The organism is Dongia sp. (assembly GCF_041918875.1).
Classification (GTDB): domain Bacteria; phylum Pseudomonadota; class Alphaproteobacteria; order Dongiales; family Dongiaceae; genus Dongia.
Genome location: NZ_JAYRUV010000004.1, coordinates 97,244 through 123,510, shown reverse-complemented (window position 1 = coordinate 123,510; position 26,267 = coordinate 97,244). Strand labels below are relative to the sequence as shown.

Genomic DNA, 26,267 nt, shown 5'->3' with positions numbered 1-26,267 from the left:
CCCTCCTAACCCTCCCCCCTGAAGGTGGGAGGGGGCGGTTTCAGTCTCGCTTTCGCCGCCTCACCTCACCTGATCCACGTCGCGCACCGCGCCCCGTGCGGCGCTCGTCGTGAAGGCGGCGTAAGCCTTCAAGGCCGGCGAGACGTTGCGCTTGCGCGCATGGGCCGGCTTCCAGCCATCCTTGCCCTTGGCTTCCATCGCGCGCTTGCGTTCGGCCAGTACTTCTTCCGACACGGCCAGCTTGATGGTGCGGCTGGGGATGTCGATCTCGATCCGGTCGCCATTCTCGACGAGCGCGATGAGTCCGCCTTCGGCCGCTTCCGGCGAGACATGGCCGATGGAAAGGCCCGAGGTGCCGCCCGAGAAGCGCCCGTCGGTGATGAGCGCGCAGGCCTTGCCGAGGCCCTTCGACTTCAGATAGCTCGTGGGATAGAGCATTTCCTGCATGCCCGGCCCGCCGCGCGGACCTTCGTAGCGGATCACGACCACGTCGCCTTCCTTCACGTCGCCCAGCAGGATGCCGGAGACGGCATCGTCCTGCGCTTCGTAGACGCGCGCGGGGCCCGCGAAGACATGGATGCTTTCATCGACGCCGGCCGTCTTCACGATGCAGCCGTCGAGGGCCAGATTGCCCTTCAGCACGGCAAGGCCGCCATCTTTCGAAAAGGCGTGAGCCGCATCGCGGATGACGCCCTTCTCGCGGTCGAGATCCAGTTCCTTCCAGCGCTTGTCCTGGCTGAAGGCGGTTTGCGTGGGCACGCCACCAGGCGCCGCCATGAAGAATTTCTGCACGCTTTCGCTGTTCGTCTGCTTGACGTCCCAGCGGCGCAGCGCATCGCGCATGGTTTTCGTATGCACGCTGGGCTCGTCGCCATGCAGGAGCCCCGCGCGGTCGAGTTCGCCCAGGATCGCCATGATGCCGCCGGCACGGTGCACGTCTTCCATATGCACGTCCGACTTGGCCGGCGCCACCTTGCACAGGCAGGGCACCTTGCGCGACAGACGGTCGATATCTTCCATGGTGAAGTCGATTCCGGCCTCGTGGGCGGCGGCCAGCAGATGGAGAACCGTGTTGGTCGACCCGCCCATGGCGATGTCGAGGCTCATCGCATTCTCGAACGCCTTGAAGGTCGCGACATTGCGCGGCAGCACGCTCATGTCGTTTTCCTCGTAGTGGCGGCGCGTGATGTCGACGATGAGGCGACCGGCTTCGAGGAACAGGTTCTTGCGGTCGGCATGGGTCGCCAGCGTCGAGCCGTTGCCGGGCAGCGACAGGCCCAGCGCTTCCGTGAGGCAGTTCATCGAATTGGCCGTGAACATGCCCGAGCAGGAGCCGCAGGTCGGGCAGGCGGAGCGTTCGATCGAGGCCACTTCGGCGTCGGAATATTTATCGTCGGCCGCCGCCACCATCGCATCGACCAGATCGAGCGCCACGGTTTTTTCCTGCAGCACGACCTTGCCGGCCTCCATCGGGCCGCCGGAAACGAAGACCACGGGGATGTTGATGCGCAAGGCCGCCATCAGCATGCCCGGCGTGATCTTGTCGCAATTCGAGATGCAGACCATGGCGTCGGCGCAATGCGCATTGACCATGTATTCGACACTGTCGGCGATGAGTTCGCGCGAGGGCAGGGAATAGAGCATGCCATCATGCCCCATGGCGATGCCGTCATCGACCGCGATGGTGTTGAACTCTTTCGCCACACCGCCCGCCGCCTCGATCTCGCGCGCCACCATCTGCCCCAGATCCTTCAGATGCACATGGCCCGGCACGAACTGGGTGAAGGAATTGACCACGGCGACGATCGGCTTGCCGAAATCGCCGTCCTTCATGCCCGTGGCGCGCCACAGGCCGCGGGCGCCGGCCATATTGCGGCCATGGGTCGTGGTGCGGGAACGATAGGCAGGCATCACTCATCTCCTCGCGGCGGCTGGCCTGCTTCGTGTAGAGCTGGGCTGGCGGCCGGTACTATTGTGTCCAAAACAGATACGCAGAGCGTCACAAAGTGTCATATGGCAGGCCGTGGGGCCGGTCAAGGAAAGGAGCCGTGCGCTTTGTGCAGGCGCTCATGAGGCATGATTGCTGCCCCTCACCCCGCCCGTCGGCGAATGCCGACATGCGCCGGCGGGGCGGCGGGGCAATCTGTGCCCAGTCTATACTCCGGCGCTGCCCCCCTCCCGCCCTCCCCCCTGGAGGTGGGAGGAGTAGCTGTTGCGACCACCTCACTATAAAGCCCTCCCACCTTCAGGGGGGAGGGTTGGGTGGGGGGCCGCAAGCGGGTATAGACCGGGGACATGCGTAACAGGTCAACATGGTCGGCGGCGACGCGTGCCATCTGCCTACCGGCCGTTGCGCGAGAGCTACAACCGGATGGATTGAAGTCGCAACGCGTTCGCGATGACGCTGACCGAAGACAGTGCCATGGCGGCGGCGGCGATGATTGGCGATAGCAGCAGGCCGAATGCCGGATAGAGCAGGCCCGCCGCAACCGGCACGCCGGCGGCGTTGTAGATGAAGGCGAAGAAGAGGTTCTGCCGAATGTTGCTCATGGTGGCTTCCGACAGGCGCCTCGCATGGGCGATGCCGGTGAGATCGCCGCGCAACAGGGTGACGCCGGCGCTTTCGATGGCGACGTCCGTGCCGCTGCCCATGGCGATGCCGACATCGGCCGCGGCCAAGGCCGGCGCGTCGTTCACGCCGTCCCCCGCCATGGCGACGACCTTGCCGGCGCGGCGCAATTCCTCGACGACCGCCGCCTTCTTGTTCGGCAGCACGTCGGCCTCTACTTCCTCGACGCCCAGCCTTTTGGCCACCGCCTCGGCGGTGGTGCGGTTGTCGCCGGTCAGCATCACGATGCGGATGCCTTGCCGGTGCAGCGCCTCGATGGCGGCGGGGGTGGTTTCCTTGATGGGATCGGCGATGGCAATCAAGCCGGCGGCGGCGCCGTCGATGGCGACGAAGATGACCGTGGCGCCGCCTTGCCGCAGTTCGTCGGCCTGTGCCTGCTGGGCCGAGACATCCGTGCCGAGTTCCAGCAGGAAAGCCGCGTTCCCCAGCGATACGCCGCGACCCTCGACACGGCCGACCACGCCCTTGCCGGTCGGTGAATCGAATGCGCCGGGGTTGACGAGCGCTATCGAACGTTCCTGTGCCGCGGCGACGATGGCGGCCGCCAAGGGGTGCTCGCTGGCATTTTCGAGGCTCGCCGCCAGGCGCAGGATTGCCGCTTCGTCGAAGCCGGGGAAGGGACGGATGGCAACCACGCGCGGCTTGCCCAGCGTGAGCGTGCCGGTCTTGTCGACGACGATCGTATCGACCTTTTCGAAGCGCTCCAGCGCCTCGGCATTCTTGATGAGGACGCCCATCCGGGCGCCGCGGCCGACACCGACCATGATCGACATCGGCGTCGCCAGGCCCAGGGCACAGGGGCAGGCGATGATCAGCACGCTCACAGCGGCGACGAGGCCATAGCCCATGGCCGGCGGCGGTCCCCAGATCGACCATGCGGCGAAGGCGAGGATGGCGATGCCGATCACGGCCGGCACGAACCAGCCGGAGACGGTGTCGGCCAGACGCTGGATGGGTGCGCGCGATCTTTGCGCCTGTGCCACCATCTGGACGATCTGCGCCAGCATCGTGTCGCGGCCGATCCTCTCGGCGATCATGATGAAGGAACCCTGTCCGTTGATCGTGCCGCCGATGACCTTCGATCCGGCCTCCTTGGTGACCGGCATGGATTCGCCGGTGATCATCGATTCGTCGATATTGGAGCGGCCGTCGGCGATGCTGCCGTCGATCGGCACCTTGTCGCCGGGCCGGACTCTGAGCCGGTCGCCGACCTTCACCTGCTCCAGGTCGATCTCCTCGTCCGTGCCGTCTTCGTTGATGCGCCTGGCCCTGGTCGGCGCCAGGCGCAGCAGCGCCTTGATGGCGCCCGACGTCCGATCCCGCGCCTTCAATTCCAGGACCTGACCGAGAAGGACCAGAATGGTGATGACGGCGGCCGCTTCGAAATAGACCGCGACCGCGCCGCCCGGGGCGCGGAAGCCGGGCGGGAAGACCGTCGGGGCGACTGTCGCGATGGCGCTGTAGACCCAGGCCACGCCGATGCCCATGGCGATCAAGGTGAACATGTTGAGCGCGCGCGTTACCAGCGACCGCCAGCCGCGTGCAAAGAACGGCCAGCCGGCCCAGAGCACGACCGGTGTCGCGAGGGCGAATTGGATCCAATTGGAAAGCTGCTGGTCGACGAGATGATCCAAGCCCGTCAGATGACCGCCCATTTCGAGGGCGGCGACCGGAACGGTCAGAACCGTGCCGATCCAGAAACGCCGCCGCATATCGGCAAGCTCCGCGCTCGGCGCCTCGTCGGTTGCGACTTGCTCGGGCTCCAGCGTCATGCCGCAGATCGGGCAATTGCCCGGGCCGGCCTGGCGAATTTCCGGATGCATGGGGCAGGTATAGACCGTGCCGGTGACGCGCGGCGGCGCGGTAGCGCCGCTTGACGCCGGAGCGCCATCGTGTTTGGCGTGTTCGCGATGCGCGTGGTCTGGACCGGGCATGCTCGTCTCCTCTCGCGGGGGATGCGAAGCGGTCGCCACCCGCGATCCGGTATCGTGCCGGATCGCGGATGGCGGAACCTCAGGGTTCCGGCCGGTAGGTGATCCCGTTGGGACCGCGGCCGACGCTGTAGGTCGCCACCACCGTCTGCGAACGGACTGCTATGGCCGACACCGTGGCGTCGACGATGTTCGTCACGAAAACGAACGCGCCATCCTGGCTGACGCTGACGCCATGGGCACCCATGCCCGTGCGGATCGTGGCGACGACCTTCTCGGTGGCGGTGTCGATGACCGACACATGATCGGCCGGCCGGTCTTCCGTGCCCTGGTTCGCGACATAGACAAATCGGCCATCGGGTGTTGCATGAAGCTGGATGGGATTCGGTCCGACCGCAACCGTCTTCAGAACCTTCCTGGTGGCAACGTCGAGGATGGCGACCGCATTCTCGTCCCGCAACGAAACATACACCCGTTTTCCGTCCGGCGTGAAGCCGACCTGGACCGGCGCCTTCCCGACCGGTATCCGGGCAAGCTCCGTCATGTTCTGGGCGTCGAGGATCGAGACGCTGCCGCTTTCGACATTGGCGACGTAGACCTCCTTTCCATCCGGGCTCATGCGCAGGCCGTGCGGATAGAGGCCGGTGCCGATCGTCTTGACCACGGTCTTCCGGTCGAGATCCACGACGCTGACTGTGTTGTCGCCGGCATTGGTCACGAAGGCGCGCTTGCCGGCACGCTCGGCGACGACATGGGCGGGGTGCGGCCCGACCTCGATATCGGCGACAAGGCCGGCGGCCGGGTCGCTTGCATCGAGGATCAGCAGCCGGCCATTGGCCTCCGCTCCGCTTTCGGCGCCATGCGCGGCATTGTGGCCATGATCGTCCATGCCGGGCGATCCGACCGCCAGCAGCCGGCCGCCATCGGCGGTGATCTGCACGTTATGCGGCGCAATGGGAATGGGCGTGACGGTGACGCGTCCGGTTGCGAGCGAGACCGAACTCAGCGAATTGCCGTGTTCGTCCGCGGTGAAGACAGTGCCCGCCCCGGGCAGCTTTTCAGCCAGGGCCGCGCGGGAACTGAATAGACCGGATGTCGCTGCAACCGCCGCGGCAAGCGCGGTCGAGGCCATGAATTGGCGACGGGACAAGATGGACATGAAACGTACCTCCAAAGACTGATGACACCAGAAGACTGGCGATGACCGAAGACTGGAAAACTCTCCCGACACGGTCGGTCCGATCGGGATCAATGCGCCAGGGGCGCATCGGTTCACGCGTCGGTCGAGGGCTTCGGAGGGCGGGAAACGGGCGGCGGCTCGCGCCCGAAAATCGGGCTGCTGTGAATGGATCCGGCGATGCCGGCGATCCGCGGCATCGGGGAAATGGCGACGGCCAGCGGCAGACAGAGCTGGCAGCTGCTCGCGATCTTGCAATCCTGGCCATGCGCCTTGCCGGCGTGGCCCGGCGCGCACGGCCCATCCTGCTTGTCATGGCTGCCGGCCATCGCGGCATGGACAGGCGATGGCCCGGTGCGGGCCGGCGACGCATGGGCGATGCCGGAAAGCGCCACCGCGACGGTCAGGAAAAGGAACAGGCAACACCGCACCGACAGCCAGCGCTGCCCGTGGCGATAAAGGCGCTCCCTTCGGAACGATCCCGGCAAGACCAACCCTTCCGCTCCAGATTGGCGTTCCACATTCGAAACTATACAGTGAAACAGCACGGCGAAATTATATGGCCGACCGGCACCGTCGGCAATCCGCACCGGGCCGGCAAGACCCAGCCAAATCGCCGCACCCGCCACAGCCTGGGCGGAAATATTCCTTTCAGGCATTTGCCGCTATGGCTTCATGCCCGCAAAGTTCCCCGGCGAATGCGGCCCCCCTCCCGACCTCCCCCCTGAAGGTGGGAGGAGATGAGAGCGAGGTTGGTTGATCGGCTTCGATGCAAAACCCCTCCCACCTCCAGGGGGGGAGGCCGGGAGGGGGCTGGTTTCAGTCCCGTTCGATCGCCGCCGAAACCCTTACGCCATCTCTCCAATCAGCTTCTCGTCGATCGCCTGTTTGCGGATCGAGCGTTGCAGTTTGTCGAAGGCGCGGACTTCGATCTGGCGGACGCGTTCGCGGCTGATGCCGAATTCGGTCGAAAGGTCCTCGAGTGTGGTGGGTTCGTCCTTGAGGCGCCGTTCGACCAGGATCTTGCGCTCGCGCGGGGTGAGCGTCAGCATCGCCTTGTCGAGCAGCTTTTTCCTGCGGCCGAATTCCTGGTCGTCGGCGACGCGCGTTTCCTGGCTCTCGGTCTCGTCGACCAGCCAATCCTGCCACTCGCCCTCGCCGTCGATGCGCAAGGGCGCATTGAGGCTGTGGTCCGGCGCCATCAGGCGGCGGTTCATGTTGATCACGTCTTCTTCCGAGACGTTGAGGCGTGTTGCGATCTCCTTGACGTTCTCCGGCGTCATGTCGCCTTCCTCCAGCGCCTTGATCTGGCCTTTGACGCGGCGGAGGTTGAAGAACAGTTTCTTCTGCGAGGCGGTCGTGCCGATCTTCACCAGCGACCAGCTGTGCAGGATGTATTCCTGGATGGCGGCGCGGATCCACCACATCGCGTAAGTGGCGAGGCGGAAACCCTTGTCGGGGTCGAAGCGCTTGACGGCCTGCATCAGGCCGACATTGCCTTCGGAGATGACTTCGGACATGGGCAGGCCGTAGCCGCGATAGCCCATGGCGATCTTGGCCACGAGCCTGAGATGGCTCGTCACCATGCGGTGAGCTGCCTGCGGGTCCTGATGCTCCTGCCAGCGTTTGGCCAGCATGAACTCCTCGTCGGGCTCCAGCATCGGAAATTTGCGGATTTCCGAGAGGTAGCGCCCGAGACTGTTCTCGCCAACCAAGGCGGGAAGGGTGTTCGTTACAGTCGCCATCTTTTCCCCAATCTTTCTGTCGATGCACCAATCCTGACCGCAGATCTTGACCACTTTATGGCAAAGACTGAGTGAAAGGGTCGGTTATCGGTCTAGTTAAGATAGGTTAACCAGGCGGATCTTCAAGGCCTGCCGATTTATCCAACAGATCAACAGGTTACTTCGTTCCGAGGCGGCGGATGAGTTCCTGCATGTCGGCTGGAAGTTCCGACTCCCACTCCATATACGCACCGGTGCGTGGATGGGTTACACCCAAAAGGGCGGCATGGAGGGCCTGGCGCGGGAATCCTCGGGCGGCCTCGCGGGCGGTCTCGGAAAGCTGGGCGCGCCGCGCGATGGTGGCGCGGCCATAGGTCGGATCGCCGATCAGCGGGTGGCCGATATGGGTCATATGCACGCGGATCTGGTGCGTGCGGCCTGTCTCCAGCCGGCATTCGACCAGGGCCGCACCCAGGCCGAAGCTCTGCTCGACCTGGTAATGCGTGATGGCGTGCCTGCCGTTACGCGACACCACCGCCATGCGCTGACGGTGGGTGGGGTGGCGGCCGAGCAGGGTCTCGATCGTGCCGGATTTCGGGCTCGGCGTGCCCCAGACCAGGCATTTATAGGCGCGCGCGATGTCGTGCGCGGCGAAGCTCCGCGAAAGCGCGTGGTGCGCCGCATCGTTCTTGGCGGCGATGATGAGGCCGCTGGTATCCTTGTCGATCCGGTGCACGATGCCGGGACGCTTCACCCCGCCGATGCCGGAAAGGCTGTCGCCGCAATGGCTGATGAGCGCGTTGACCAGCGTGCTGTCGAGGTTGCCGGGGGCGGGATGGACGACCATGCCGGCCGGCTTGTCGACCACGATGATGTCGGCATCCTCATAGACGATGTCGAGGGCGATATCCTGGCCCAGGGGCTCGGGCGGAGCGGCATCGGGCACATGGAGCGCGAAGAGCTGGCCCGGTTTGACCCTGAACGAGGGCTCGGTTATGGTCGCCCCGCTCTCGGAAGATGTCAGATTTCCGGCCTCGATCAAGGCCTTGAGGCGAGAGCGGGACATCTCCGGCAGGAGGCTTGCCAGCGCCCGGTCGAGGCGTTCGCCGGCGGCTTGGTCCGGAATGCTGAGCTCTAATTTTTGGGTCATTGGGGTGCCAGATGAGTGAAGTCACGAGGGAAGTACCCCGGCAGATGCGCTTTCTCAAGGCATTGGTGATCTTCTTCGCCATTCTCCTCATCGCCGCCGCCGGCATCCTCATTGCGGCCGGGCTCGCGCGGATGGGGAAATCGAGCTTCGACCTCGCCACCCTGCCGGTGCCGGACGGATGCCGGGTGGAGCAGATGGCGGTGGAAGGCGACCGCCTCATTCTATCGATCGGCGGGCCAGGGCTTATCAGCGGAGGCGATTGCCGCCGGGTGCTCATCGCGGATATGAAGAGCGGCCGGCTCATCGGCCGGTTCGAGCTGAAGGATGAGAAATGAATTTCTGCAGCGATAACGTGGCGGGCGTCGCCCCTGAAATCATGGCGGCGATCCAGCAGGCGAACCAGGGGGGCATGCCGTCCTATGGCGCCGACGCCATCACCGCGCGGGTCGAGCAGCGCTTTGCCGATCTTTTCGAGTGCAAGGTCTGGGCCTTCCCGGTCACCACCGGCACCTCGGCCAACGCGCTGGCCCTTTCGACGCTGACGCCGCCATATGGCGCCATCTATTGCCATCCGGAAGCGCACGTCATGGTCGACGAGTGCGGCGCGCCCGAGCTTTACACCGGCGGCGCCAAGCTGGTGCCGATCGCGGGCGAGGGCGGCAAGATGGCGGCAAGGGATGTGGCGGAGGCGCTCGACAACGCACGTGCCGGCGACGTCCATCACGTGCAGCCGGCGGCGATCAGCCTCACGCAGGCCACCGAATGCGGCACTGTCTACACGCCGGTGGAAATCGGTGCGATCGGCGAGATCGCGCGCAAACACAAGGTCAAGCTGCACATGGACGGCGCACGCTTCGCCAACGCCGTGGCGCAACTGAAGGTGCGCCCGGCCGAGATCACCTGGAGGGCCGGAATCGAGGTACTCTCCTTCGGCGCCACCAAGAACGGCGCGCTGGCGGCCGAAGCGGTCGTCTTCTTCGACGAGGCGCTGGCTACAAGCTTCGGCTTCCGAAGGAAGCGCGCGGGTCACCTCATCTCCAAGATGCGCTTCGTCTCGGCCCAGCTCGATGCCTATCTCGATAACGATCTGTGGCTGAAGCTGGCCACCCACGCCAATGCGATGGCGCAAGGACTGGTGGGCGGCCTCAAAGCCATCCCAGGCGTCCATCTCCTCCATCCGGTCGAAGCGAACGAGATCTTCATCCGCCTGCCGCTCGAAATCGTGGGGGGGCTGCGCCGCGCCGGGTTCGATTTCTACGACTGGCCGGGCGCTGCCCCCGGCACCATCCGCCTGGTCACCAGCTTCGCCACCAGGGCGGAAGACGTGGCGGCCTTCATCCGCACCGCGAATAGCCTAGCAAAAGCAGCCTCTTAGATCGGGCTTGATCGGAGCCCGCCGATCCTCTAAGAGTTCGCCCGCGCCGCGTTGCCTAGCATCGCGGCCCAAGGGTCCCCATCGTCTAGTGGCCTAGGACACCAGCCTCTCACGTTGGTAACACGGGTTCAAATCCCGTTGGGGACGCCATTGTTTTCAATGGCTTATCGGCGGCGCACCGATTGCATCTCCCAGTTCTCCTCTCATATGCACGGCACTGGTCACCCGCAAGTGGAGCGCCAGTTGCGCCGCGAATGCGGAACGGTCATGTGATCCAAGGCATTGTAGGAAGGCGATATCGCCATTATCGTCATTTTAACGAGAATGGCTGCAACGTCGCAGCTACGCATTGTCCGGGTCAGGAGGTGACAATGTTGCTGAAAAAGGTGCTGTCCACTGCCGACGGCGGCGCGAAAAGCGATCGGCAACCGATTGAGGCGAAGCCTGTCGCGACCGTCAAGCCGCGCAAGGAGCGCCTCAAGAACATCATGAAGCGTTTCCCGAAGACCATCGAATATCTTGGCCGGTGAAGCGCCAAATTGGGTCCAGATCGCGGACGTGATCGAACACAACCGCGATCTGGTCGCCATCACCAACGAACCTCACCAGATCCTAAATCAGAGTTTGCTCGAAAGCGCCTGTGAGCGGCCCTATAACCTGTGGCATTACGGCCAGCAGACAGACATGCCGACGCTCGCCGCCGAACTCATGTTCGGACTGGCCCGCAATCATCCTTTCCTGCAAGGGAACAAGCGAACCGCATTTGCTACCGGCCTCGATTTCCTGGAGATCAACGGCTATACGATCGACGAGACGGTAGACGAATTGTTCGGCTGGCTGTTCGAGGGCGTTCTGCTGCAGCAGGTGCCGCTGTCGCTCTTCATTGAAGAACTTGCGGAGTTGATCCAGCCGATAGGCGACTGGAACGGCCTCACTTGATCCCGCATCGACCGCAACTCCAAAGCCGCGATGCGCACGCTTTGGGCCGACGCGGCGCAATTGATGTCACATGTGTTTCGAATGCCGGGCCTGACCGGAGGTTCAAAACAGTGCCAAAGGCGAAGAACATCTTCGTGGCGTTGTAGGATGGGGCGAGCGCTAACCTTTGAAGTCGACGGAAAGAAAAATAGGTGCCTGACCCCGATTCCTGACTGACCCCGATTCCTGATTGACCCCGATTCCTGACCCAGATTCCTTGTTTAGTGTTCCGGTAGACTCTCGTCGTTTCCTCCGGCGTCCTGCATGCCACATGGCGGCGAGGCGCCCGGCAGGCTATATGGGGAGTGGCCGTCGGCTTTGGGAAGGCTGATGCCAGAGGAAACACCGTGGGGGACTTCGTTATGACGACTGACAATATCCTGCCTGCCAAGATCGACACGCTCATCGTCGGCGGGGGGCAGGCGGGGTTGGCGGTTAGTGGGCATTTGGGGCGGCGGGGAGTGCCGCATCTTATTCTTGAGCGGCATCGGATTGCCGAGCGGTGGCGCTCGGAGCGGTGGGATTCGCTGGTGGCCAATGGGCCGGCCTGGCATGATCGGTTTCCGGATCTCGCCTTCGACGGCATCGATCCCGACAGTTTCGCCGCCAAGGACAGGATCGTCGAATATTTCGAAACCTACGCCAAACAGATCGCGGCACCCATTCGCTGTGGGGTGGAGGTGAAGGCGGTGCGGCGCAAGGCGGATGGGTCGGGGTTTCTCGCCGAGACCTCGGCGGGAATCATTGAAGCGACCAATCTGGTGGCGGCGACGGGGCCGTTTCAGCGCCCGATCATTCCCGCCGTCGTGCCGGCGGAGACGGGCATCCTACAGATCCATTCCAACGCCTATCGCAATCCCGGCCAGCTGCCGGAGGGCGCCGTGCTGGTGGTGGGGGCGGGGTCTTCAGGCGGTCAGATCGCCGACGAGTTGCAGCGCGCGGGCAGGCGCGTTTATCTCTCCATCGGGCCGCATGACCGGCCGCCGCGCGCCTATCGTGGCAAGGATTTCTGCTGGTGGCTGGGGGCCCTCGGCCTGTGGGACGCCAAGGCGCGCGAGCCCGGCATGGAGCATGTCACGATCTCAGTGAGCGGCGCCTATGGCGGCCACACTGTTGACTTCCGGCGCCTCGCCGCGCGCGGGATGACATTGCTGGGGCGGGCGGGCACCTACAAGGATGGGGCGCTGCATTTCGCGCCGGATCTCGCGCGCAATATCGCGCAGGGCGATGCGAACTATCTCTCCGTGCTCGATGCAGCCGATGCCTATGTGGCAAAGAACGGCCTGGATTTCCCGGAAGAGCCGGATGCCCGCAGGACGGAACCGGACCCGCCTTGCGTGACCGACCCCATTTTACGGCTGCGGCTGCGCGAAGCGGGGATCGGGTCGATCATCTGGGCCACGGGCTTCGCGCTCGATTTCAGCTGGCTGAAGGCGGGCACCTTCGACGCCAAGGGCGTACCGCAGCATGAGCGTGGCGTCTCCGCGGTGCCGGGCCTCTATTTCCTCGGCCTCAGCTGGCTGTCGCGGCGCGCCTCGGCCTTTATCTGGGGCGTCTGGCACGACGCCGCCTATGTGGCGGACCATGTCGCGGCGCGCCAGGAGGGTGGCACGGAGCGGGCCTGTTCTTGAAGAGGAGAGAAGACGGCGCTTCAATCGTCGGCGCTTACCCGATATCCGACGCCGGGGACGGTCTGGAGCAGCCTTGGATGCTGCGGGTCGGTTTCGATCTTCTGGCGGAGCTGGCGTACATAGACCCTGAGATATTCGATATATTCGCCGTGGCCGGGTCCCCAGACATGGGTGAGGGCCTGCTGGTGGGTAACCACCTTGCCGGCATGTTCCGCAAGATAGACGAGGAGGTCGAACTCGCGGCGCGAGAGCTTGACGCCCTGGCCGCGAATCTTCACGTCACGGCTGAGCACGTCGATGAAGAGATCGCCGACCCGCAAGGTCGCGGTCTGCCCCTGCTGCTGCAACCGGTGGCGCAGGGCCGCGCGGACGCGGGCCATGAATTCGTCGATGCCGAAGGGCTTGGTCACGTAATCGTCGGCGCCGCCATCGAGGGCAGCCACCTTGCCGGTTTCGTCATCGCGCACCGACAGCACGATGATCGGCACGGGCGATTGCCGGCGGATGCCGCGGACCAGTTCGTGCCCGTCGATATCCGGCAGCCCCAGATCGACCACGACCAGGGCGAAGCTGCCGCGCGCCAGGGCGGCAAGGCCGGCCTGGCCGGTTTCCGCTTCGACGACGCCGAAACCGTGCGCGATCAGGCTGCTCCTGAGGAAGCGGCGGATGGCCGGCTCGTCGTCGACGATCAGGACGTCTTGGGCGGCGCTCACGCATTCACCTGCAGGGATCTGGGAAAAGTCAGGCTGAAGACCGCACCCTGGCCGTCGGTCCGGTTGGCGGCGCGAATGCTGGCACCCATGCTTTGCGCGAAGCCGCGACAAATGGCAAGGCCCAGGCCGGTGCCGGCGCGGCGCCGGTCGGTGCCGCCGACACGGAAGAAACGGTCGAAGATATTCTCCAGATCGGCCGCGGGAATGCCTGGCCCCTGATCCTTGACGCTGACGATCACGGCATCCGGCGTGGCTTCGGCCGCGATGTGGATTTCGCTGCCGGGTGGGGCATATTTGGCGGCATTGTCGAGCAGGTTGAGGACAATCTGGCCGGTCAGCGTCGGATCTATCCCGAGCAAGGGCAGCGCCGGGCGAATCTCGGTCGTCACGCGATGCTGCGACAGCATGGCTTTCGACTGGATCAGGACCCCGGCAACCACCTCGCCGATCTCGGTGGGCTGGGTCGAAGGCGCCAACGCGCCCGCCTCAAGCCGGGTCATGTCGAGAATGTTGCCGATGAACCGGTTGAGTCGCTCGGCCTCCTCCTGCGCGGTGCGGAGCAGTTCTTCGCGCGTTTCGTCGGGAAATTTCGGCCAGAGCGAGCGTAGACTGGAAATCGAGCCGATGATGGAGGCGAGCGGCGTCCGGAAATCGTGCGAGATCGACGTAAGGAGGGCAGTGCGCAATTGCTCCGTCTCGCTCATCACCCGTGCCTTGTCGATATCCTGCATCAGCCTGATGCGCTCGATGGCGACAGCCGCTTGATCGCACAGGGCGTCGAGCAGGCGCTTCTGCTCAGGGGTGAACATCGGGCCGCCTTCTTCGCGATCGAGGCCCATGACGCCGACCTTGCCGCGCTCAGTGGCCAGTGGCAGGAAGAGGCGCCGGGCACCTGGCAAGGTCTCGGCGCCACGGCCGGCAGGCTTGCCATGGTCCCAGGCCCAGCGCGCGGCGGCGAGGTCGGCGGCGTTGAGTTCGTCATCCGGCGGATAGCCGATGCGCACCGTGATGTCGCCGTTCTCTCCATCCTTGTCGTCCGGCAGCAGCAGGATGACATGGACACGCAGCATCAAGGCGATCTGGTGTGCCACGGCCCACAGCAGATCGTCCATCTCCCCGATCGCCGCCACCTTGCGGCTGAAATTGTAGAGTGCGGCGGTCGAGGTGGCGCGCTGGCGCGAGGCGCGCGCCTCGGCCCGCACCTTGGCGGTGAGGTTGCTGGTGAGGATCGCCACCATCAGGAAGAAAAAGAGGGCGATCACGTTCGAGGGATCCGCCACCGTGAAGGTGTGGATCGGCTCGAGGAAGAAGTAGTTGTAGGCAAGGGTGCTGAGGATCGAGGCGAAGAGAGAAGGCCAGAGGCCATATTGCACGGCCGAGAACAAGACGGCCGCCAGGAACATCATGGAGATGTTGGGGAGATCGATGAAGCGGTCGATGGCGAGGCTGGCAAGCAAGGCGAGGCCCACGGTGACAGTGCTGCCGACGAAGGGTGCCAGGCTGAAAGCCGGGTTGGCTTCGGCCAGACGGCCGTCGCCGGAATCCTCCCTGATCTGCGCGCCGGCGACGACATGGATCCCGATATTGCCGGAAGCACGCACCAGGTCGCGCACCACCGACCCGTGCAGAAATTCGAACCAGCGCGAGCGGTTGGACTTGCCGATGATGATCTGGGTGATGTTGTTGGCGCGCGCGTAATCGATGAGGTCGGCGGCGATACTGTTGCCGGGCAAGGTGACGGCATCGCCGCCCAGGCGTTCCGCGAGGCGCAGGGCCTCGTCCACCCGGTCGCGTTCCTTTTCGGAGAGATGATGATAGCGCGTCGTTTCGACATGGATGGCACTCCAGCGCGCCTGCATGCGGTCGGCGGCACGCTTGGCGTAACGGACGAGGCCGAAGGAGCCGGGATGCTCGTTGACGCAGACCAGCACCCGCTCGCCAGCCGCCCAGGGACCAGCGATGGCATGGGCCTGCATGTAGTTCAGCATCTGGTCATCGACGCGCTGCGCGGTGCGGCGCAGGGCAAGCTCGCGCAGCGCGGTGAGGTTGCCTTCGGCGAAATAATGCTGCAAGGCGCGGTCGGCCGCGTCGCGCATATAGACCTTGCCTTCTTTCAGGCGCTGGATGAGGTCCTTTGGCGTGAGGTCGATGAGCTCGACCTCGTCGGCGCGGTCGACGATGCGATCGGGCAGGGTTTCGCGCACGCGGACATGGGTGATCTGCGCCACCACGTCGTTGAGGCTTTCGAGATGCTGGATATTGAGGGTCGAATAGACATCGATGCCGTGGCTCAGCAGTTCCTCGACATCCTGATAGCGCTTGGTATGCCGGCTGCCTTCGGCGTTGGTATGGGCCAGTTCATCGACCAGCACCAATTGCGGGCGGCGCGCCAGGATGGCGTCGATATCCATCTCCGGCAGTTCGTGGTCGCGATAGTGAATCAGCTTGCGGGGGATGACCTCGAGGCCTTCCAACAGGGCCTCCGTCTCGGCGCGCCCATGCGTCTCGACGACCCCGATCACCACATCTATGCCTTCCTGGCGCCGCTTCTTCCCGGAGAGCAGCATCTCGTATGTCTTGCCAACGCCAGGGGCCGCCCCAAGAAAAATCTTGAGGCGGCCCTGTTGTTCGCGCTGCGCAGATTCGAGCAGGGCGTCGGCGGAAGGTCTGCCTATCGGATCCGGCGCTGCGGCCATCGCGTCCTGAGGTCCATCATTTTGCGGCGAGTTCGTCCAAGGCGAGATTGAGCGTTAGCACATTCACATGGGGCTCGCCAAGGATACCGAAGATACGGCCCTCGACATGAGCGGCGACGAGTGCCTCGACCATCGCCGAATCAAGGCCGCGCGCGGCGGCCACGCGGTTGACCTGGAAATATGCCGCGGCCGGCGTGATGTCGGGGTCGAGGCCGCTGCCGGACGCAGTGACCAGATCGACCGGAACCGGATCCCGCGTGGCCCCCTGTTCGATCGCGGCCGATTGCGCGACGCGCCCGATGAGCGCCTTCGAAGTCGGGCCGAGATTGGAGCCGGACGACGCCGAGGCGTCGTAGCCATCGGCGCCGGCCGCGGAGGGACGGCTGTGGAAATAAGTCTCGCCGCTGAATTTCTGGCCGATGAGGCTGGAGCCGATCACCTGGCCATTGCGGACGAGCAGGCTGCCGTCGGCCGCGTCGGGAAAGGCAAGCTTGGCAACACCAGTCACGGCCAGCGGATAGGCAAGGCCGGTGATCAGCGTCAGGACGACCAGCAGCATGAGGGCCGGGCGCAATTGAGCGAACATGATTGTCTCCGTCAGACGATATGGAGGGTGTTGATGACGAGGTCGATCAGCTTGATGCCGACGAACGGCACCACCAGGCCGCCGAGGCCGTAGACCATCAGGTTGCCGGCGAGCAGCGCGCCGGCACTCTTGGCCTGATAACGCACGCCTTTCAGCGAGAGCGGAATCAGCGCCACGATGATCAGCGCGTTGAAGATGGTGGCGGACAGAATGGCGCTCTCCGGTGTCGCCAATCCCATCACGTTGAGAAGCCCGAGCTGCGGATAGAAGGCCGCGAACATGGCCGGGATGATGGCGAAGTATTTCGCCACGTCGTTGGCGATCGAGAAGGTGGTGAGCGCCCCGCGCGTCATCAGGAGCTGCTTGCCGATCATGACAATCTCGATGAGCTTGGTCGGATTGCTGTCGAGGTCGACCATATTGCCGGCTTCGCGGGCCGCCTGGGTGCCGGTCTGCATGGCGACTCCGACATCGGCCTGGGCCAGTGCCGGCGCGTCATTGGTGCCGTCGCCGCACATGGCGACCAGCTTGCCCTTGGCCTGTTCCTCGCGAATGAGTTTCAGCTTCGTTTCCGGCGTCGCCTGGGCCAGGAAATCGTCGACGCCCGCCTCGGCGGCGATGGCGGCGGCGGTGAGCGGATTGTCGCCGGTGATCATGACCGTGCGGATGCCCATGCGCCGCAGTTCCTGGAAGCGCTCGCGGATACCGCCCTTCACCACGTCCTTAAGATGGATAACGCCAAGGATGCGCGCGCCATCGGCTACCGCCAGCGGGGTGCCGCCGCTCTTGGCGATACGGTCGGTGATCTCGGTCAACTCCGTCGAGGCGGTATCGATGCCTCCCTGGCGGGCGCGGATGAATTCCAGTACCGCGTCGACGGCGCCCTTGCGGATCGAGCGACCATCGACATCGACCCCGCTCATGCGCGTCTGGGCGGTGAAGGGCACGAAGGCCGCGTGCCCTGTCAACGTACCCTGGGGCGCCATGTCGCGTCCGCGCAGGCCGTATTTCTCCTTGGCCAGCACGACGATGGAACGGCCTTCCGGTGTCTCGTCGCTGAAGGAGGCGAGCTGCGCCGCATTGGCCAGTTCCTCGGGCGTCACGCCGCTGACCGGCACGAATTCTGCCGCCAGGCGGTTGCCCAAGGTGATCGTGCCGGTCTTGTCGAGCAGCAAGGTGTCGACATCGCCGGCGGCCTCGACGGCGCGGCCGGACATGGAGAGCACGTTGAACTTCACCAGCCGGTCCATGCCGGCGATGCCGATAGCCGAGAGCAGCGCGCCGATCGTCGTCGGAATGAGGGTGACGAAGAGGGCGATGAGGACGATGATGGAGACAGTGCCGCCGGCATAAGCGGCAAAGCTCGGGATGCTGGCGACGGCGAAGATGAAGATCAGCGTCATGCCAGCGAGCAGGATGTTGAGCGCGATCTCGTTCGGGGTCTTCTGCCGCCTTGCGCCCTCCACCAGGCCGATCATGCGGTCGAGAAAGGTCGAGCCCTGGGCCGCGGTGATCTTTACCTTGATTTCGTCGGAGAGAACACGCGTGCCGCCGGTCACGGCGGACCGGTCGCCACCGCTCTCGCGGATGACGGGAGCCGATTCGCCGGTGATGGCGGATTCATCGACCGAGGCGATTCCCTCGGTCACCTCGCCATCGCCGGGAATGAGGTCGCCGGTCTCCACCACCACGATATCGCCGGGCTTGAGCGAGAGAGCCGAGACGATCTCATAGGGACTGCCGGGTTGGCCGAGCTTCTTGGCCGTCGCGTTGATGCGCGACTTCCTGAGGGCGTCGGCCTGGGCCTTGCCGCGGCCTTCCGCCACCGCCTCGGCGAAATTGGCGAACAGGACCGTGATCCAGAGCCAAGCCACGATCTGGCCGGCAAAGGGCGTTCCGGCGCCGGTCGCCAGATCCCGGACAAAGAGGATCGTGGCGATCGCCGCCACCAGTTCCACCGCCAGCATCACCGGATTGGTGTAGAGCTGGCGCGGATCGAGTTTGCGGAAGGAAGCCCAGGCCGCCTGGGTCAGGATCTGGCGGTCGAGCAAGGTTGCCTTGCGGGAAGAAGTGCTCATCTCATGATTCCTTAGAACAGCTGGCCGGACTGCATCATCAGATGCTCGACCACCGGGCCCAGTGCCAGAGCCGGGAAGTAGGTGAGGCCGCCGACGATCAGCACGACGCCGACAAGCAGCCCAATGAACAGCAAGCCGTGGGTCGGGAAGGTGCCGACGCTGGCCGGCGCGATCTTCTTGGCCGCAAGCGACCCGGCGATAGCCAGCATCGGCAGGATGACGAAGAAGCGGCCGACAAACATGGCGATGGCGCCGGTCACATTGTAGAAGGGCGTGTTGCCGGTGAAGCCGGCGAAGGCGCTGCCGTTATTGGCGGCACTGGAGGTGTAGAGATAGAGTATCTCCGAGAAGCCATGGGGGCCGCCGTCCTGCACGCTCTTCAGCGCGTCGGGAAGGACTGCGGCGAGAGCACTGAAGCCCAATACCACGAGCGGAATGCAGAGGATGGCGAGCACGGTCATCTTGACTTCGCGCGCCTCGATCTTCTTGCCGACATATTCCGGCGTGCGGCCGACCATCAGGCCGGCGATGAACACCGCCATGATGCAGAAAAGCAGCATGCCATAGAGGCCGGCGCCGACACCGCCGATGATGACTTCGCCGAGGAGCATGTTGATCATCGGGATCATGCCGCCCAGGGCCGTGAAGCTGTCATGCATCGCGTTGACGGCGCCGCAGGAAGCCGCCGTCGTGATGGTCGCAAAGAGCGCCGAGTTGGCGATGCCGAAGCGCACTTCCTTGCCTTCCATGTTGCCGCCGCTTTGCAGCAGGCTGGCCGACTGGTCGACATTGAGCGCCGCCAGTGCCGGATTGCCCTGCGCCTCGGCCCAATAGGAGATGCCGACACCGAGCAGGAACAGGACACCCATGGCGGAGAAGATCGCCCAGCCCTGGCGCTGGTCGCCAACCATGCGGCCGAAGACATTGGTGAGACCGGCACCGAGCGCGAAGATCGCCACCATCTGCACGAAGTTGGAGAGGGCGTTTGGATTCTCGTAAGGATGCGCGGCATTGGCGTTGAAGAAGCCGCCACCATTGGTGCCCAGCATCTTGATGGCAACCTGGGAGGCCACGGGACCTTGGGCGATCGTCTGATGCGCTCCTTCCAGCGTGGTAGCATCGACATAGGCGCCAAGCGTCTGCGGTATCCCCTGCGCCACGAGGAACAGAGCGATGACGAAGGAGAGCGGCAGCAGGACGTAGAGCGTGCAGCGGGTGAGGTCGACCCAGAAATTGCCGATGCCACTCGCCGAGCGGCGGGTAAAGCCGCGAATCAGGGCTATCGCCAGCGCGATGCCCGTTGCCGACGACAGGAAATTCTGCACGGTCAGGCCGAGCATCTGGGTCAGATAGCTCATCGTCGTCTCACCGCCATAGTTCTGCCAGTTCGTGTTGGTGACGAAGGAGATGGCGGTATTGAGGCTGAGGTCGGATGGAACCGCGCCGAAGCCTTGCGGATTGAGCGGCAGGAGATCCTGGAGCCGCATCAGGGCATAGAGCAGGATGAAGCCGGCGCCGTTGAAGAACAGCATGGCGATGGCATAGACCGACCAATGTTGATCGTCGCGCGGGTTGACGCCGCAGACGCGATAGATCGCGCTCTCGACAGGGCGCAGGAATGGAGAAAGAAAAGTTGCTTCACCGGCAAAGAGGCGCGCCATGTAGGCGCCCAAAGGCTTGGTGAGAGCAACAATGACGACGCAGAACAAGGCGATCTGCAGGAGACCGTTGGCAGTCATATTGTCACCGGATCAGAGTTTTTCGGGCCAGATGACGGCGAATGTCATGTAGGCGAGGAGAGCCAGGACGGCCGCGCCGCCCAGGAAGAAGTCGAGTGTCATGCCCCGGTCCTTCAAATATGAGCGCAAGCGAGGGCGTAGAAGCAGGCTGAAACAAAAAGGCCGCCCGCCACCGCCGTGTAGAAGATATCGACCATGACGCATCCCATCGAGTCGTTGTCACGACACTTCAATAGGACCGTGCGGCGTAAAAATTCGAGATGAGTTCAGGTGGTTGAACATTAAGGGAGCATAAATATTTAGCGGGCCGAGGCATGTGAACTTATCCCCTCGCGCCGCCGGCAGCAGGTGCTAGACTGCGGCCCCACGGCGTCAAGTATTTGATCTTGGGGGATTAACTTGGGCAGGAAGATGGCGGCTTGATGGAATGGTGGCTGGTCATCCGGCGGTTCTGGCGTGTCGCCGGGCCATATTGGCGGTCGGAGCATTGCTGGCTGGTGCGGTTCCAGACGATGGCACTGGTGGCGCTGACGGGAGCGCAGATCGGCATTCCCGTGGCCATCAACCAGTGGATTCTCAATCTCTTCAACGCGCTGGAACGCCGGGCGATGGAGCAGCTTTCATACCTCCTAGGCTTCCTGCTGCTCATCATGCTGGCCAATGTCACGATCGTGAATCTGCATCTCCGGGTGAAACGGCGGCTGCAGATCGGTTGGCGCGAATGGCTTACGGAAAAGATATCGGACGAGTGGATGGCCGACGGCAAGCATTACCTGCTGACCTTCATTCCCGGTGCCCACGACAACCCGGACGGACGTATCGCCGAGGATGTGCACAACGCCACGGAATACGCGATCGACCTGGCACATACGCTGCTCTACGACGTCCTGCTGCTTGTGAGTTTCACGCAGATCCTGTGGTCGCTATCGGCACCGCCCTATCTCATCTTCGACAATGTCGGCATCGATCTGCCGGGTTATCTGGTGTGGATTGCGGCGCTCTATGCGGGTATCGGCACCGTCGTCGCGCTGACGCTGGGCCGCTTCCTGGTGCGCTCGGTCGACCGGCGGCAGACGGCAGAGGCGGACTACCGTTTCGGCCTGGTGCATGCGCGCGAGAATGCGCTGCGCATCGCGCTCGCCAAGGGCGAGGCCAATGAGCGGCAGAATTTCCGCCGGCTTTTCGGCAGCGTGCGGCAGGCCTGGGATGGCGTCACGGCGGCGCTGGCGCACATGTTCTATTTCAGCTCCAGCTGGTCGGTGCTGTCGCAGGTTTTTCCAACGCTCATCATGGCGCCGCGTTACATGCTTGGCCTGATCAGCCTAGGCGCCTTGATGCAGACGGCGCAGGCCTTCCAGCAGACGGTGGCGGCGCTTTCCTGGGCGATCGACAATCTGGGCAAGTTCGCCGATTGGCGTGCCTCGGTCGAACGGATGATGGGGCTGCATGAATCGGCCGGGCGTCTCGATGCCCAGAGGAGGGCGCGCGCGGACGGTGCCTTGCAGATCGTCGCCTCAGACAAACCGGTCCTCACCTTGCGCGATTTTTCCACGCAGACGGCGGACGGGACGGTCGAGATCGCCACGATCAATGCCGAGATCCGGCCGGGCGATCATCTGCTTGTCACCGGCGAGACGGGGCCCGCTGCCAACATCATGAAGGCTGTCGCCGGATTATGGCCTTGGGGCACGGGCCGCATCGAAATTCCGGCCGGCGCCGAACTCTATTTCATGCCGCCGCGTCCCTATATGCCGGCCGGCCGGTTGCGTGATGTACTGTGCTATCCCCTGCCGCGTTCGGCGCGGGGTGAAGCGGAGGTCGCCGCCGCGTTGCGCGAGGCGGGGCTGCCACATCTGGTCGACCGGTTGGAGGAAAGTGCCAAATGGGACCAGGTGCTGACCGCCGACGCACAGCAACGGTTGGGTTTTGCGCGGCTGCTGCTGCACCGGCCCAGCTGGATATTCCTGGAGGATGCCACCGAGGCGCTGGACGTCGAGGGGCAGCGTGACATGGTGCGACTGCTCAACCGCGAGTTTTCGCAAGCCGCCATTGTCGCCATCGGGCATCTCGACACATTGTCGGGCTTTGGCAACCGGCGCGTCGATGTGGTGCGGGAAGGCGGAGCGCTGGCCTTAAGGGAAATCTAGAGCGATATCTTGCCGGCGATGAGATCGGCGTACCAGCGAGCCGACGCTTTGGGTGTCCGCACGCCGGTGGCGAAGTCGACGAAAACCAGGCCGAAACGGTTGCCGAAGCCAGAACCCCATTCGAAATTGTCGAGCAGGGACCAGACGAAGTAGCCGCGCACATCGGCGCCGCGTTCGATCGCCCGATGCATCGCCGCGATATGGGCCTTGAGATATTCGATGCGGTGCCGGTCGTCCAATTCGTTGCCCTTGTCGGCGCGGCCGCCGCAGCCGTTTTCGGTCACGTAGACAGGCAGGCGGTAGCGTTGGGTGAGGTCGACCAGTTCGTCCTGGAACATGTCCGGATAGATCGGCCAGCCGATATCGGATTTGGGCGCATCCGTCGGGGCGCTGCCCCAGGCGAAGCCCCAAAGCGCACTGGGATCCGCTTTTGCAAAGATCGGGCCGTAATGATTGAGGCCGAAATAATCGCCGGGCCGGCAGATTCGCGCCATATCGCCGGGCCTGACATAGGGTGCGATATCCTCGGCGATGGCCGCGGGATAGACGCCGTTAAGCTGGGGTTCGGGAAAGGCATCGTTCCAGAAGGCGTGCAGCTTTGCGGCCGCCGCGCGATCTGCGGGGGTGTCGGATTCCGGCACGATGCGCTGGCGGTTGTGAATGCAGCCGATGAATGCGCCGGGAACCAGCGCGCGCAGGACGTCGCTGGCGGCACCATGGGCGAGATTGACATGATGGATGGCCTGAAGGTGAGCCGCCCGGTCGACGATCCCAGGCGCGCCCCAATCCATTGCATAGCCGAACAGGGTAAAGACGGATGGTTCGTTAACGGTGGCGAAATGTTTCACGCGGTCGCCATAGCGCCGCGCGACCAAAGCCGCGTAGTCGGCAAACCAGCCGGCACTGTCGCGGCTGATCCAGCCGCCGCGATCTTCCAGGGCCTGGGGCAGATCCCAGTGATAGAGGCAGGCCCAGGGCTCTATGCCGGCTTCGAGCAGGGCGTCGATCAGCCGGTCGTAGAAAACGAGGCCAGCTTCGTTGGCAGCGCCCTTACCGTCCGGCAGGAGCCGCGGCCAGGCGAAGGAAAAGCGGTAGGCGCCGATCCGAAGATCCCGCATCAGCGCGATATCTTCCCGATAGCGGTGGTAATGGTCGCAGGCGACATCGCCGGTATCGCCGTTGGCGACCTTGCCGGGGATGCGGCAGCGTGTGTCCCAGATGCTGGGCTTGCGGCCGTCGGTGCCGGCCGCTCCCTCTATCTGGTAGCTCGACGTGGAGACGCCCCAAAGAAAACCCAGTGGCCGGTTCATGCAGCGCCTGCGATGCCGTTCAGACAATATCTCAGCCGGTTTTCTAGCATATTCAAGGGCCAAGCATATCCAATGTTAGGTAAATGATCCCTTGCCGCGACATCCGAAAGCCATTACAACATACGCGAATGAGAATCATTCTCGTTATTATGAAGACCGGCAAGTGAAGCCGGTGCACTGAAAATGACTCAGCGAGTGCTGCGCGGCTGAAGCCGGGCGCAGGGCCAGCCAAGCAAACTGAAAACCACTTGCTGGAGCCTGCGGACACATGTCGACCCGAAACGTCACCCTTGTAGCAACCTTGTTTTGCGCTCTGGCAGGGGGCGCCTCTGCCGACGATCCGGCGGCCCTGCCGGGAACCGAGGAAAGCGTCGTTGCCCAAGCGCAGACGGAAGAAGGCGATACGGAGGGCGAGGAGCAGATCCTGCTCGATCCGTTGACGGTCACGGGCACCAAGGTGCCGACGCCGCGTGACGAGGTGCCTGCGACGATCGAAGTCATCGATGCGGAAGAGATCGAGCGCAAGCAGGACTCGACCGTGGGCGACATCCTCAATGATATTCCGGGCGTCGAAATGGAGGGTGGGCCGAAGGGGTCGCAGATGCAGCCCAATATCCGCGGCTTCGGTGGCACCGGCTGGGGATCGAACCGCGTCGTGACCACCATTGATGGGGCGCGGCAGAATGTGGGTGCGGCCCATGGCGGCAGCATGTTCATCGACCCCGATGTTCTCTCCCAGGTCGAAGTACTGAAGGGGACCGGCTCGACTCTCTATGGCAGCGGCGCGATCGGCGGTGTCGTGGCACTCACCACCAAGGATGCGGCGGACTTTCTGGGAGAGGGCGACACGATCGGGTTCAAGGTGAAGGGCGGCTTTCATTCGGTGAATGACGAGTTCCTCGCTTCCACGACACTTGCCGCGCAACCGATCGATGAGGTCGATTTCCTGGGCAATTTCACCTACCGAAACAGCGAGGATTACGAAACCGGATCGGGCTCGACCCTTGATGATACCGCCGTCGATATCCTGAGCGGCCTGGTGAAGCTTGGGCTCGATCCTGCCGAAGGGCACCGTATCGAACTCTCCGGGCTGCTGTTCTCCGACGAGGAGAACATCCTGGCCACCGACGTCGACAATGCGAACTTCGAGTACGATGCCGATCACGATATCCGCAAGAGCACGGCGACGGCGCACTACACGTTCGACAGTCCGGATACGGACCTGCTCAATCTGCAGGCGACCCTTTACCGGGACGATACCGATATCGAGGATGATGGCGATACCTATGACAGAGTCACCAAGACGAGCCTCACCACGACCGGGCTCGATATCTTCAATACCGCTGAATTCGATACCGGATGGGCGAAGCATTCGGTCACGTTCGGGACCGAATACTATCACGATACCGGCTCCGGCCGCGTCAATGGCGAGGAGCAGTCGCAGAACCCGGATGCAAGCCAGGATGTCGTCGGCGTCTACACCCAATATGCCTTGAAGCTTTTCGACCAGTTGACCCTGACGCCGGGTCTGCGCTGGGACTATTACCAGACCAATCCCGAAGGCAACACGTTCGACGACCGCAACGATGACCGCCTGTCGCCGAAGGTCGGTCTCAACTGGCAACCGCTGGAATGGGCCTCGATCTACGGTAGCTACAGCCAGGGCTACCGGGCGCCATCGATCCGCGAACTCTATATCTCCGGCACGCACTTCGCGATCGGCGGTCCGTTCAACAATGTGTTCGTGCCCAATCCGGATCTGAAGCCGGAAACGTCCGAGACCTGGGAAGGCGGCTTGCGCCTCAGCTTCGAGGATGTGCTGATGCCGGGCGACGGTCTGCGCTTCAATGCCAGCTACTACAATACCGAAGCCAAGAACTTCATCGACGGCGATGTGGTGATGGATTTTGCGACCTTCACCTTCACGACGACACCCGTCAACGTGCCGCGCGCCGAGATCGAGGGTGTGGAAGTGGGCCTCACCTATGATTCGAAATACGCGTTCTTTTCGGGCGGCTATTCACGCATCCGTGGCGACAACAAGACGGATGATGAACCGCTGACCTCCATCCCCGCCGACAAGCTGATGGTGACGGTCGGCGGCAAGATCCCGGCCCTCGACCTCAGCGCTGGAATCTCCAACGAGATAGCCTGGGCGCAACACCGCATCGAGGACGAAACGCTGGCCGTCGACGGCTATCACATCGTCGGCCTGTTCGCGAGCTGGGTGCCGGAAGAGGGGCCGCTCGCCGGCTTCCGGGTCGATGCCGGCATCGAGAACCTGTTCGACAATTCATACGAACGCTACCTGGCGCTGGAGGAAGCCCCGGGGCGCGACTATCGCATCGCTCTCAGCTATTCGGCGTCGTTCTGACGCCGGCAGGCTTCTTTCGTGACAAGGAA

The 26,267-nt window shown here is 63.9% G+C and carries 19 protein-coding genes and 1 tRNA gene; 8 read left to right on the top strand and 12 right to left on the bottom strand.

Annotated features, from left to right (window positions below; all coding sequences use genetic code 11):
* Window positions 1-60 precede the first annotated feature (60 nt).
* The 6 genes from ilvD to ACE3TY_RS05895 form a co-directional block, all read right to left on the bottom strand.
* Complete coding sequence (gene ilvD, locus ACE3TY_RS05920; RefSeq protein ID WP_374651793.1) at window positions 61-1,911, bottom strand: dihydroxy-acid dehydratase; 1,851 nt, start codon at window positions 1,909-1,911, stop codon at window positions 61-63.
* Between the two features lie 450 nt (window positions 1,912-2,361).
* Window positions 2,362-4,563, bottom strand: coding sequence for a copper-translocating P-type ATPase (locus ACE3TY_RS05915; protein WP_374651791.1), 2,202 nt, complete (start codon window positions 4,561-4,563; stop codon window positions 2,362-2,364).
* A 79-nt stretch (window positions 4,564-4,642) separates the two neighbouring features.
* Window positions 4,643-5,719 (bottom strand): cytochrome D1 domain-containing protein, encoded by a 1,077-nt coding sequence (locus ACE3TY_RS05910; protein WP_374651790.1) that lies wholly within the window; start codon window positions 5,717-5,719, stop codon window positions 4,643-4,645.
* Between the two features lie 113 nt (window positions 5,720-5,832).
* Window positions 5,833-6,396: a hypothetical protein gene (locus tag ACE3TY_RS05905; protein WP_374651788.1), complete on the bottom strand. Its 564-nt coding sequence runs from the start codon at window positions 6,394-6,396 to the stop codon at window positions 5,833-5,835.
* Between the two features lie 189 nt (window positions 6,397-6,585).
* Window positions 6,586-7,482 (bottom strand): RNA polymerase sigma factor RpoH, encoded by an 897-nt coding sequence (gene rpoH, locus ACE3TY_RS05900; protein WP_374651786.1) that lies wholly within the window; start codon window positions 7,480-7,482, stop codon window positions 6,586-6,588.
* Window positions 7,483-7,639: 157 nt separating this feature from the next.
* Complete coding sequence (locus ACE3TY_RS05895; protein ID WP_374651784.1) at window positions 7,640-8,611, bottom strand: RluA family pseudouridine synthase; 972 nt, start codon at window positions 8,609-8,611, stop codon at window positions 7,640-7,642.
* Between the two features lie 11 nt (window positions 8,612-8,622).
* Between ACE3TY_RS05895 and ACE3TY_RS05890 the strand changes: the two genes are divergently transcribed.
* The 6 genes from ACE3TY_RS05890 (at window position 8,623) to ACE3TY_RS05865 (ending at window position 12,595) form a co-directional block, all read left to right on the top strand.
* Window positions 8,623-8,946 (top strand): hypothetical protein, encoded by a 324-nt coding sequence (locus ACE3TY_RS05890; RefSeq protein WP_374651782.1) that lies wholly within the window; start codon window positions 8,623-8,625, stop codon window positions 8,944-8,946.
* Window positions 8,943-9,986, top strand: a complete 1,044-nt coding sequence (locus ACE3TY_RS05885) for a low specificity L-threonine aldolase (RefSeq protein WP_374651780.1) — start codon at window positions 8,943-8,945, stop codon at window positions 9,984-9,986. The genes ACE3TY_RS05890 and ACE3TY_RS05885 overlap by 4 nt, the downstream gene beginning before the upstream one ends.
* A gap of 74 nt (window positions 9,987-10,060) precedes the next feature.
* Window positions 10,061-10,136 (top strand) — tRNA-Glu (locus ACE3TY_RS05880).
* 221 nt (window positions 10,137-10,357) lie between these two features.
* The gene (locus ACE3TY_RS05875) at window positions 10,358-10,516 is read left to right on the top strand and encodes a hypothetical protein (protein ID WP_374651778.1); all 159 of its coding nucleotides are present in this window, start codon (window positions 10,358-10,360) and stop codon (window positions 10,514-10,516) included.
* Window positions 10,506-10,925, top strand: a complete 420-nt coding sequence (locus ACE3TY_RS05870; protein WP_374651776.1) for a type II toxin-antitoxin system death-on-curing family toxin — start codon at window positions 10,506-10,508, stop codon at window positions 10,923-10,925. Before ACE3TY_RS05875 ends, ACE3TY_RS05870 begins: the two co-directional genes overlap by 11 nt.
* Window positions 10,926-11,326: 401 nt before the next feature.
* Window positions 11,327-12,595, top strand: coding sequence for a flavin-containing monooxygenase (locus tag ACE3TY_RS05865; protein ID WP_374651774.1), 1,269 nt, complete (start codon window positions 11,327-11,329; stop codon window positions 12,593-12,595).
* Between the two features lie 20 nt (window positions 12,596-12,615).
* Here ACE3TY_RS05865 and ACE3TY_RS05860 read toward each other — a convergent pair whose 3' ends face one another.
* From ACE3TY_RS05860 to kdpA, 5 genes are read right to left on the bottom strand one after another with little or no spacing between them, the layout of a single operon-like run.
* Window positions 12,616-13,308, bottom strand: a complete 693-nt coding sequence (locus ACE3TY_RS05860) for a response regulator (RefSeq protein ID WP_374651772.1) — start codon at window positions 13,306-13,308, stop codon at window positions 12,616-12,618.
* The gene (locus tag ACE3TY_RS05855; protein WP_374651770.1) at window positions 13,305-16,004 is read right to left on the bottom strand and encodes a DUF4118 domain-containing protein; all 2,700 of its coding nucleotides are present in this window, start codon (window positions 16,002-16,004) and stop codon (window positions 13,305-13,307) included. The genes ACE3TY_RS05860 and ACE3TY_RS05855 overlap by 4 nt, the downstream gene beginning before the upstream one ends.
* Before the next feature lie 16 nt (window positions 16,005-16,020).
* Window positions 16,021-16,590, bottom strand: a complete 570-nt coding sequence (gene kdpC / locus ACE3TY_RS05850; protein WP_374651768.1) for a potassium-transporting ATPase subunit KdpC — start codon at window positions 16,588-16,590, stop codon at window positions 16,021-16,023.
* Between the two features lie 11 nt (window positions 16,591-16,601).
* On the bottom strand, window positions 16,602-18,668 hold the full coding sequence (gene kdpB, locus ACE3TY_RS05845) for a potassium-transporting ATPase subunit KdpB (RefSeq protein ID WP_374651766.1): 2,067 nt from the start codon (window positions 18,666-18,668) through the stop codon (window positions 16,602-16,604).
* Between the two features lie 11 nt (window positions 18,669-18,679).
* The gene (gene kdpA, locus ACE3TY_RS05840; RefSeq protein ID WP_374651764.1) at window positions 18,680-20,407 is read right to left on the bottom strand and encodes a potassium-transporting ATPase subunit KdpA; all 1,728 of its coding nucleotides are present in this window, start codon (window positions 20,405-20,407) and stop codon (window positions 18,680-18,682) included.
* Window positions 20,408-20,829: 422 nt separating this feature from the next.
* Here kdpA and ACE3TY_RS05835 point away from each other — a divergent pair, with 422 nt between their 5' ends.
* Window positions 20,830-22,554: an ABC transporter ATP-binding protein/permease gene (locus ACE3TY_RS05835; protein WP_374651762.1), complete on the top strand. Its 1,725-nt coding sequence runs from the start codon at window positions 20,830-20,832 to the stop codon at window positions 22,552-22,554.
* On the opposite strand, the gene ACE3TY_RS05830 is transcribed toward ACE3TY_RS05835, so the two are convergent.
* Window positions 22,551-23,864: a GH1 family beta-glucosidase gene (locus ACE3TY_RS05830; protein WP_374651760.1), complete on the bottom strand. Its 1,314-nt coding sequence runs from the start codon at window positions 23,862-23,864 to the stop codon at window positions 22,551-22,553. The genes ACE3TY_RS05835 and ACE3TY_RS05830 overlap by 4 nt on opposite strands.
* Before the next feature lie 268 nt (window positions 23,865-24,132).
* Here ACE3TY_RS05830 and ACE3TY_RS05825 point away from each other — a divergent pair, with 268 nt between their 5' ends.
* Window positions 24,133-26,238, top strand: coding sequence for a TonB-dependent hemoglobin/transferrin/lactoferrin family receptor (locus tag ACE3TY_RS05825; RefSeq protein ID WP_374651758.1), 2,106 nt, complete (start codon window positions 24,133-24,135; stop codon window positions 26,236-26,238).
* The last annotated feature ends 29 nt before the right edge of the window (window positions 26,239-26,267 follow it).

Bases quoted from the DNA above. Each gene is read 5' to 3' on its own strand.
- ilvD (WP_374651793.1), bottom strand. From the start codon at position 1,911: ATGCCTGCCTATCGTTCCCGCACCACGACCCATGGCCGCAATATGGCC.
- ACE3TY_RS05915 (WP_374651791.1), bottom strand. From the start codon at position 4,563: ATGCCCGGTCCAGACCACGCGCATCGCGAACACGCCAAACACGATGGC.
- ACE3TY_RS05910 (WP_374651790.1), bottom strand. From the start codon at position 5,719: ATGTCCATCTTGTCCCGTCGCCAATTCATGGCCTCGACCGCGCTTGCC.
- ACE3TY_RS05905 (WP_374651788.1), bottom strand. From the start codon at position 6,396: ATGCCTGAAAGGAATATTTCCGCCCAGGCTGTGGCGGGTGCGGCGATT.
- rpoH (WP_374651786.1), bottom strand. From the start codon at position 7,482: ATGGCGACTGTAACGAACACCCTTCCCGCCTTGGTTGGCGAGAACAGT.
- ACE3TY_RS05895 (WP_374651784.1), bottom strand. From the start codon at position 8,611: ATGACCCAAAAATTAGAGCTCAGCATTCCGGACCAAGCCGCCGGCGAA.
- ACE3TY_RS05890 (WP_374651782.1), top strand. From the start codon at position 8,623: ATGAGTGAAGTCACGAGGGAAGTACCCCGGCAGATGCGCTTTCTCAAG.
- ACE3TY_RS05885 (WP_374651780.1), top strand. From the start codon at position 8,943: ATGAATTTCTGCAGCGATAACGTGGCGGGCGTCGCCCCTGAAATCATG.
- ACE3TY_RS05875 (WP_374651778.1), top strand. From the start codon at position 10,358: ATGTTGCTGAAAAAGGTGCTGTCCACTGCCGACGGCGGCGCGAAAAGC.
- ACE3TY_RS05865 (WP_374651774.1), top strand. From the start codon at position 11,327: ATGACGACTGACAATATCCTGCCTGCCAAGATCGACACGCTCATCGTC.
- ACE3TY_RS05855 (WP_374651770.1), bottom strand. From the start codon at position 16,004: ATGGCCGCAGCGCCGGATCCGATAGGCAGACCTTCCGCCGACGCCCTG.
- kdpC (WP_374651768.1), bottom strand. From the start codon at position 16,590: ATGTTCGCTCAATTGCGCCCGGCCCTCATGCTGCTGGTCGTCCTGACG.
- kdpB (WP_374651766.1), bottom strand. From the start codon at position 18,668: ATGAGCACTTCTTCCCGCAAGGCAACCTTGCTCGACCGCCAGATCCTG.
- kdpA (WP_374651764.1), bottom strand. From the start codon at position 20,407: ATGACTGCCAACGGTCTCCTGCAGATCGCCTTGTTCTGCGTCGTCATT.
- ACE3TY_RS05835 (WP_374651762.1), top strand. From the start codon at position 20,830: ATGGAATGGTGGCTGGTCATCCGGCGGTTCTGGCGTGTCGCCGGGCCA.
- ACE3TY_RS05830 (WP_374651760.1), bottom strand. From the start codon at position 23,864: ATGAACCGGCCACTGGGTTTTCTTTGGGGCGTCTCCACGTCGAGCTAC.
- ACE3TY_RS05825 (WP_374651758.1), top strand. From the start codon at position 24,133: ATGTCGACCCGAAACGTCACCCTTGTAGCAACCTTGTTTTGCGCTCTG.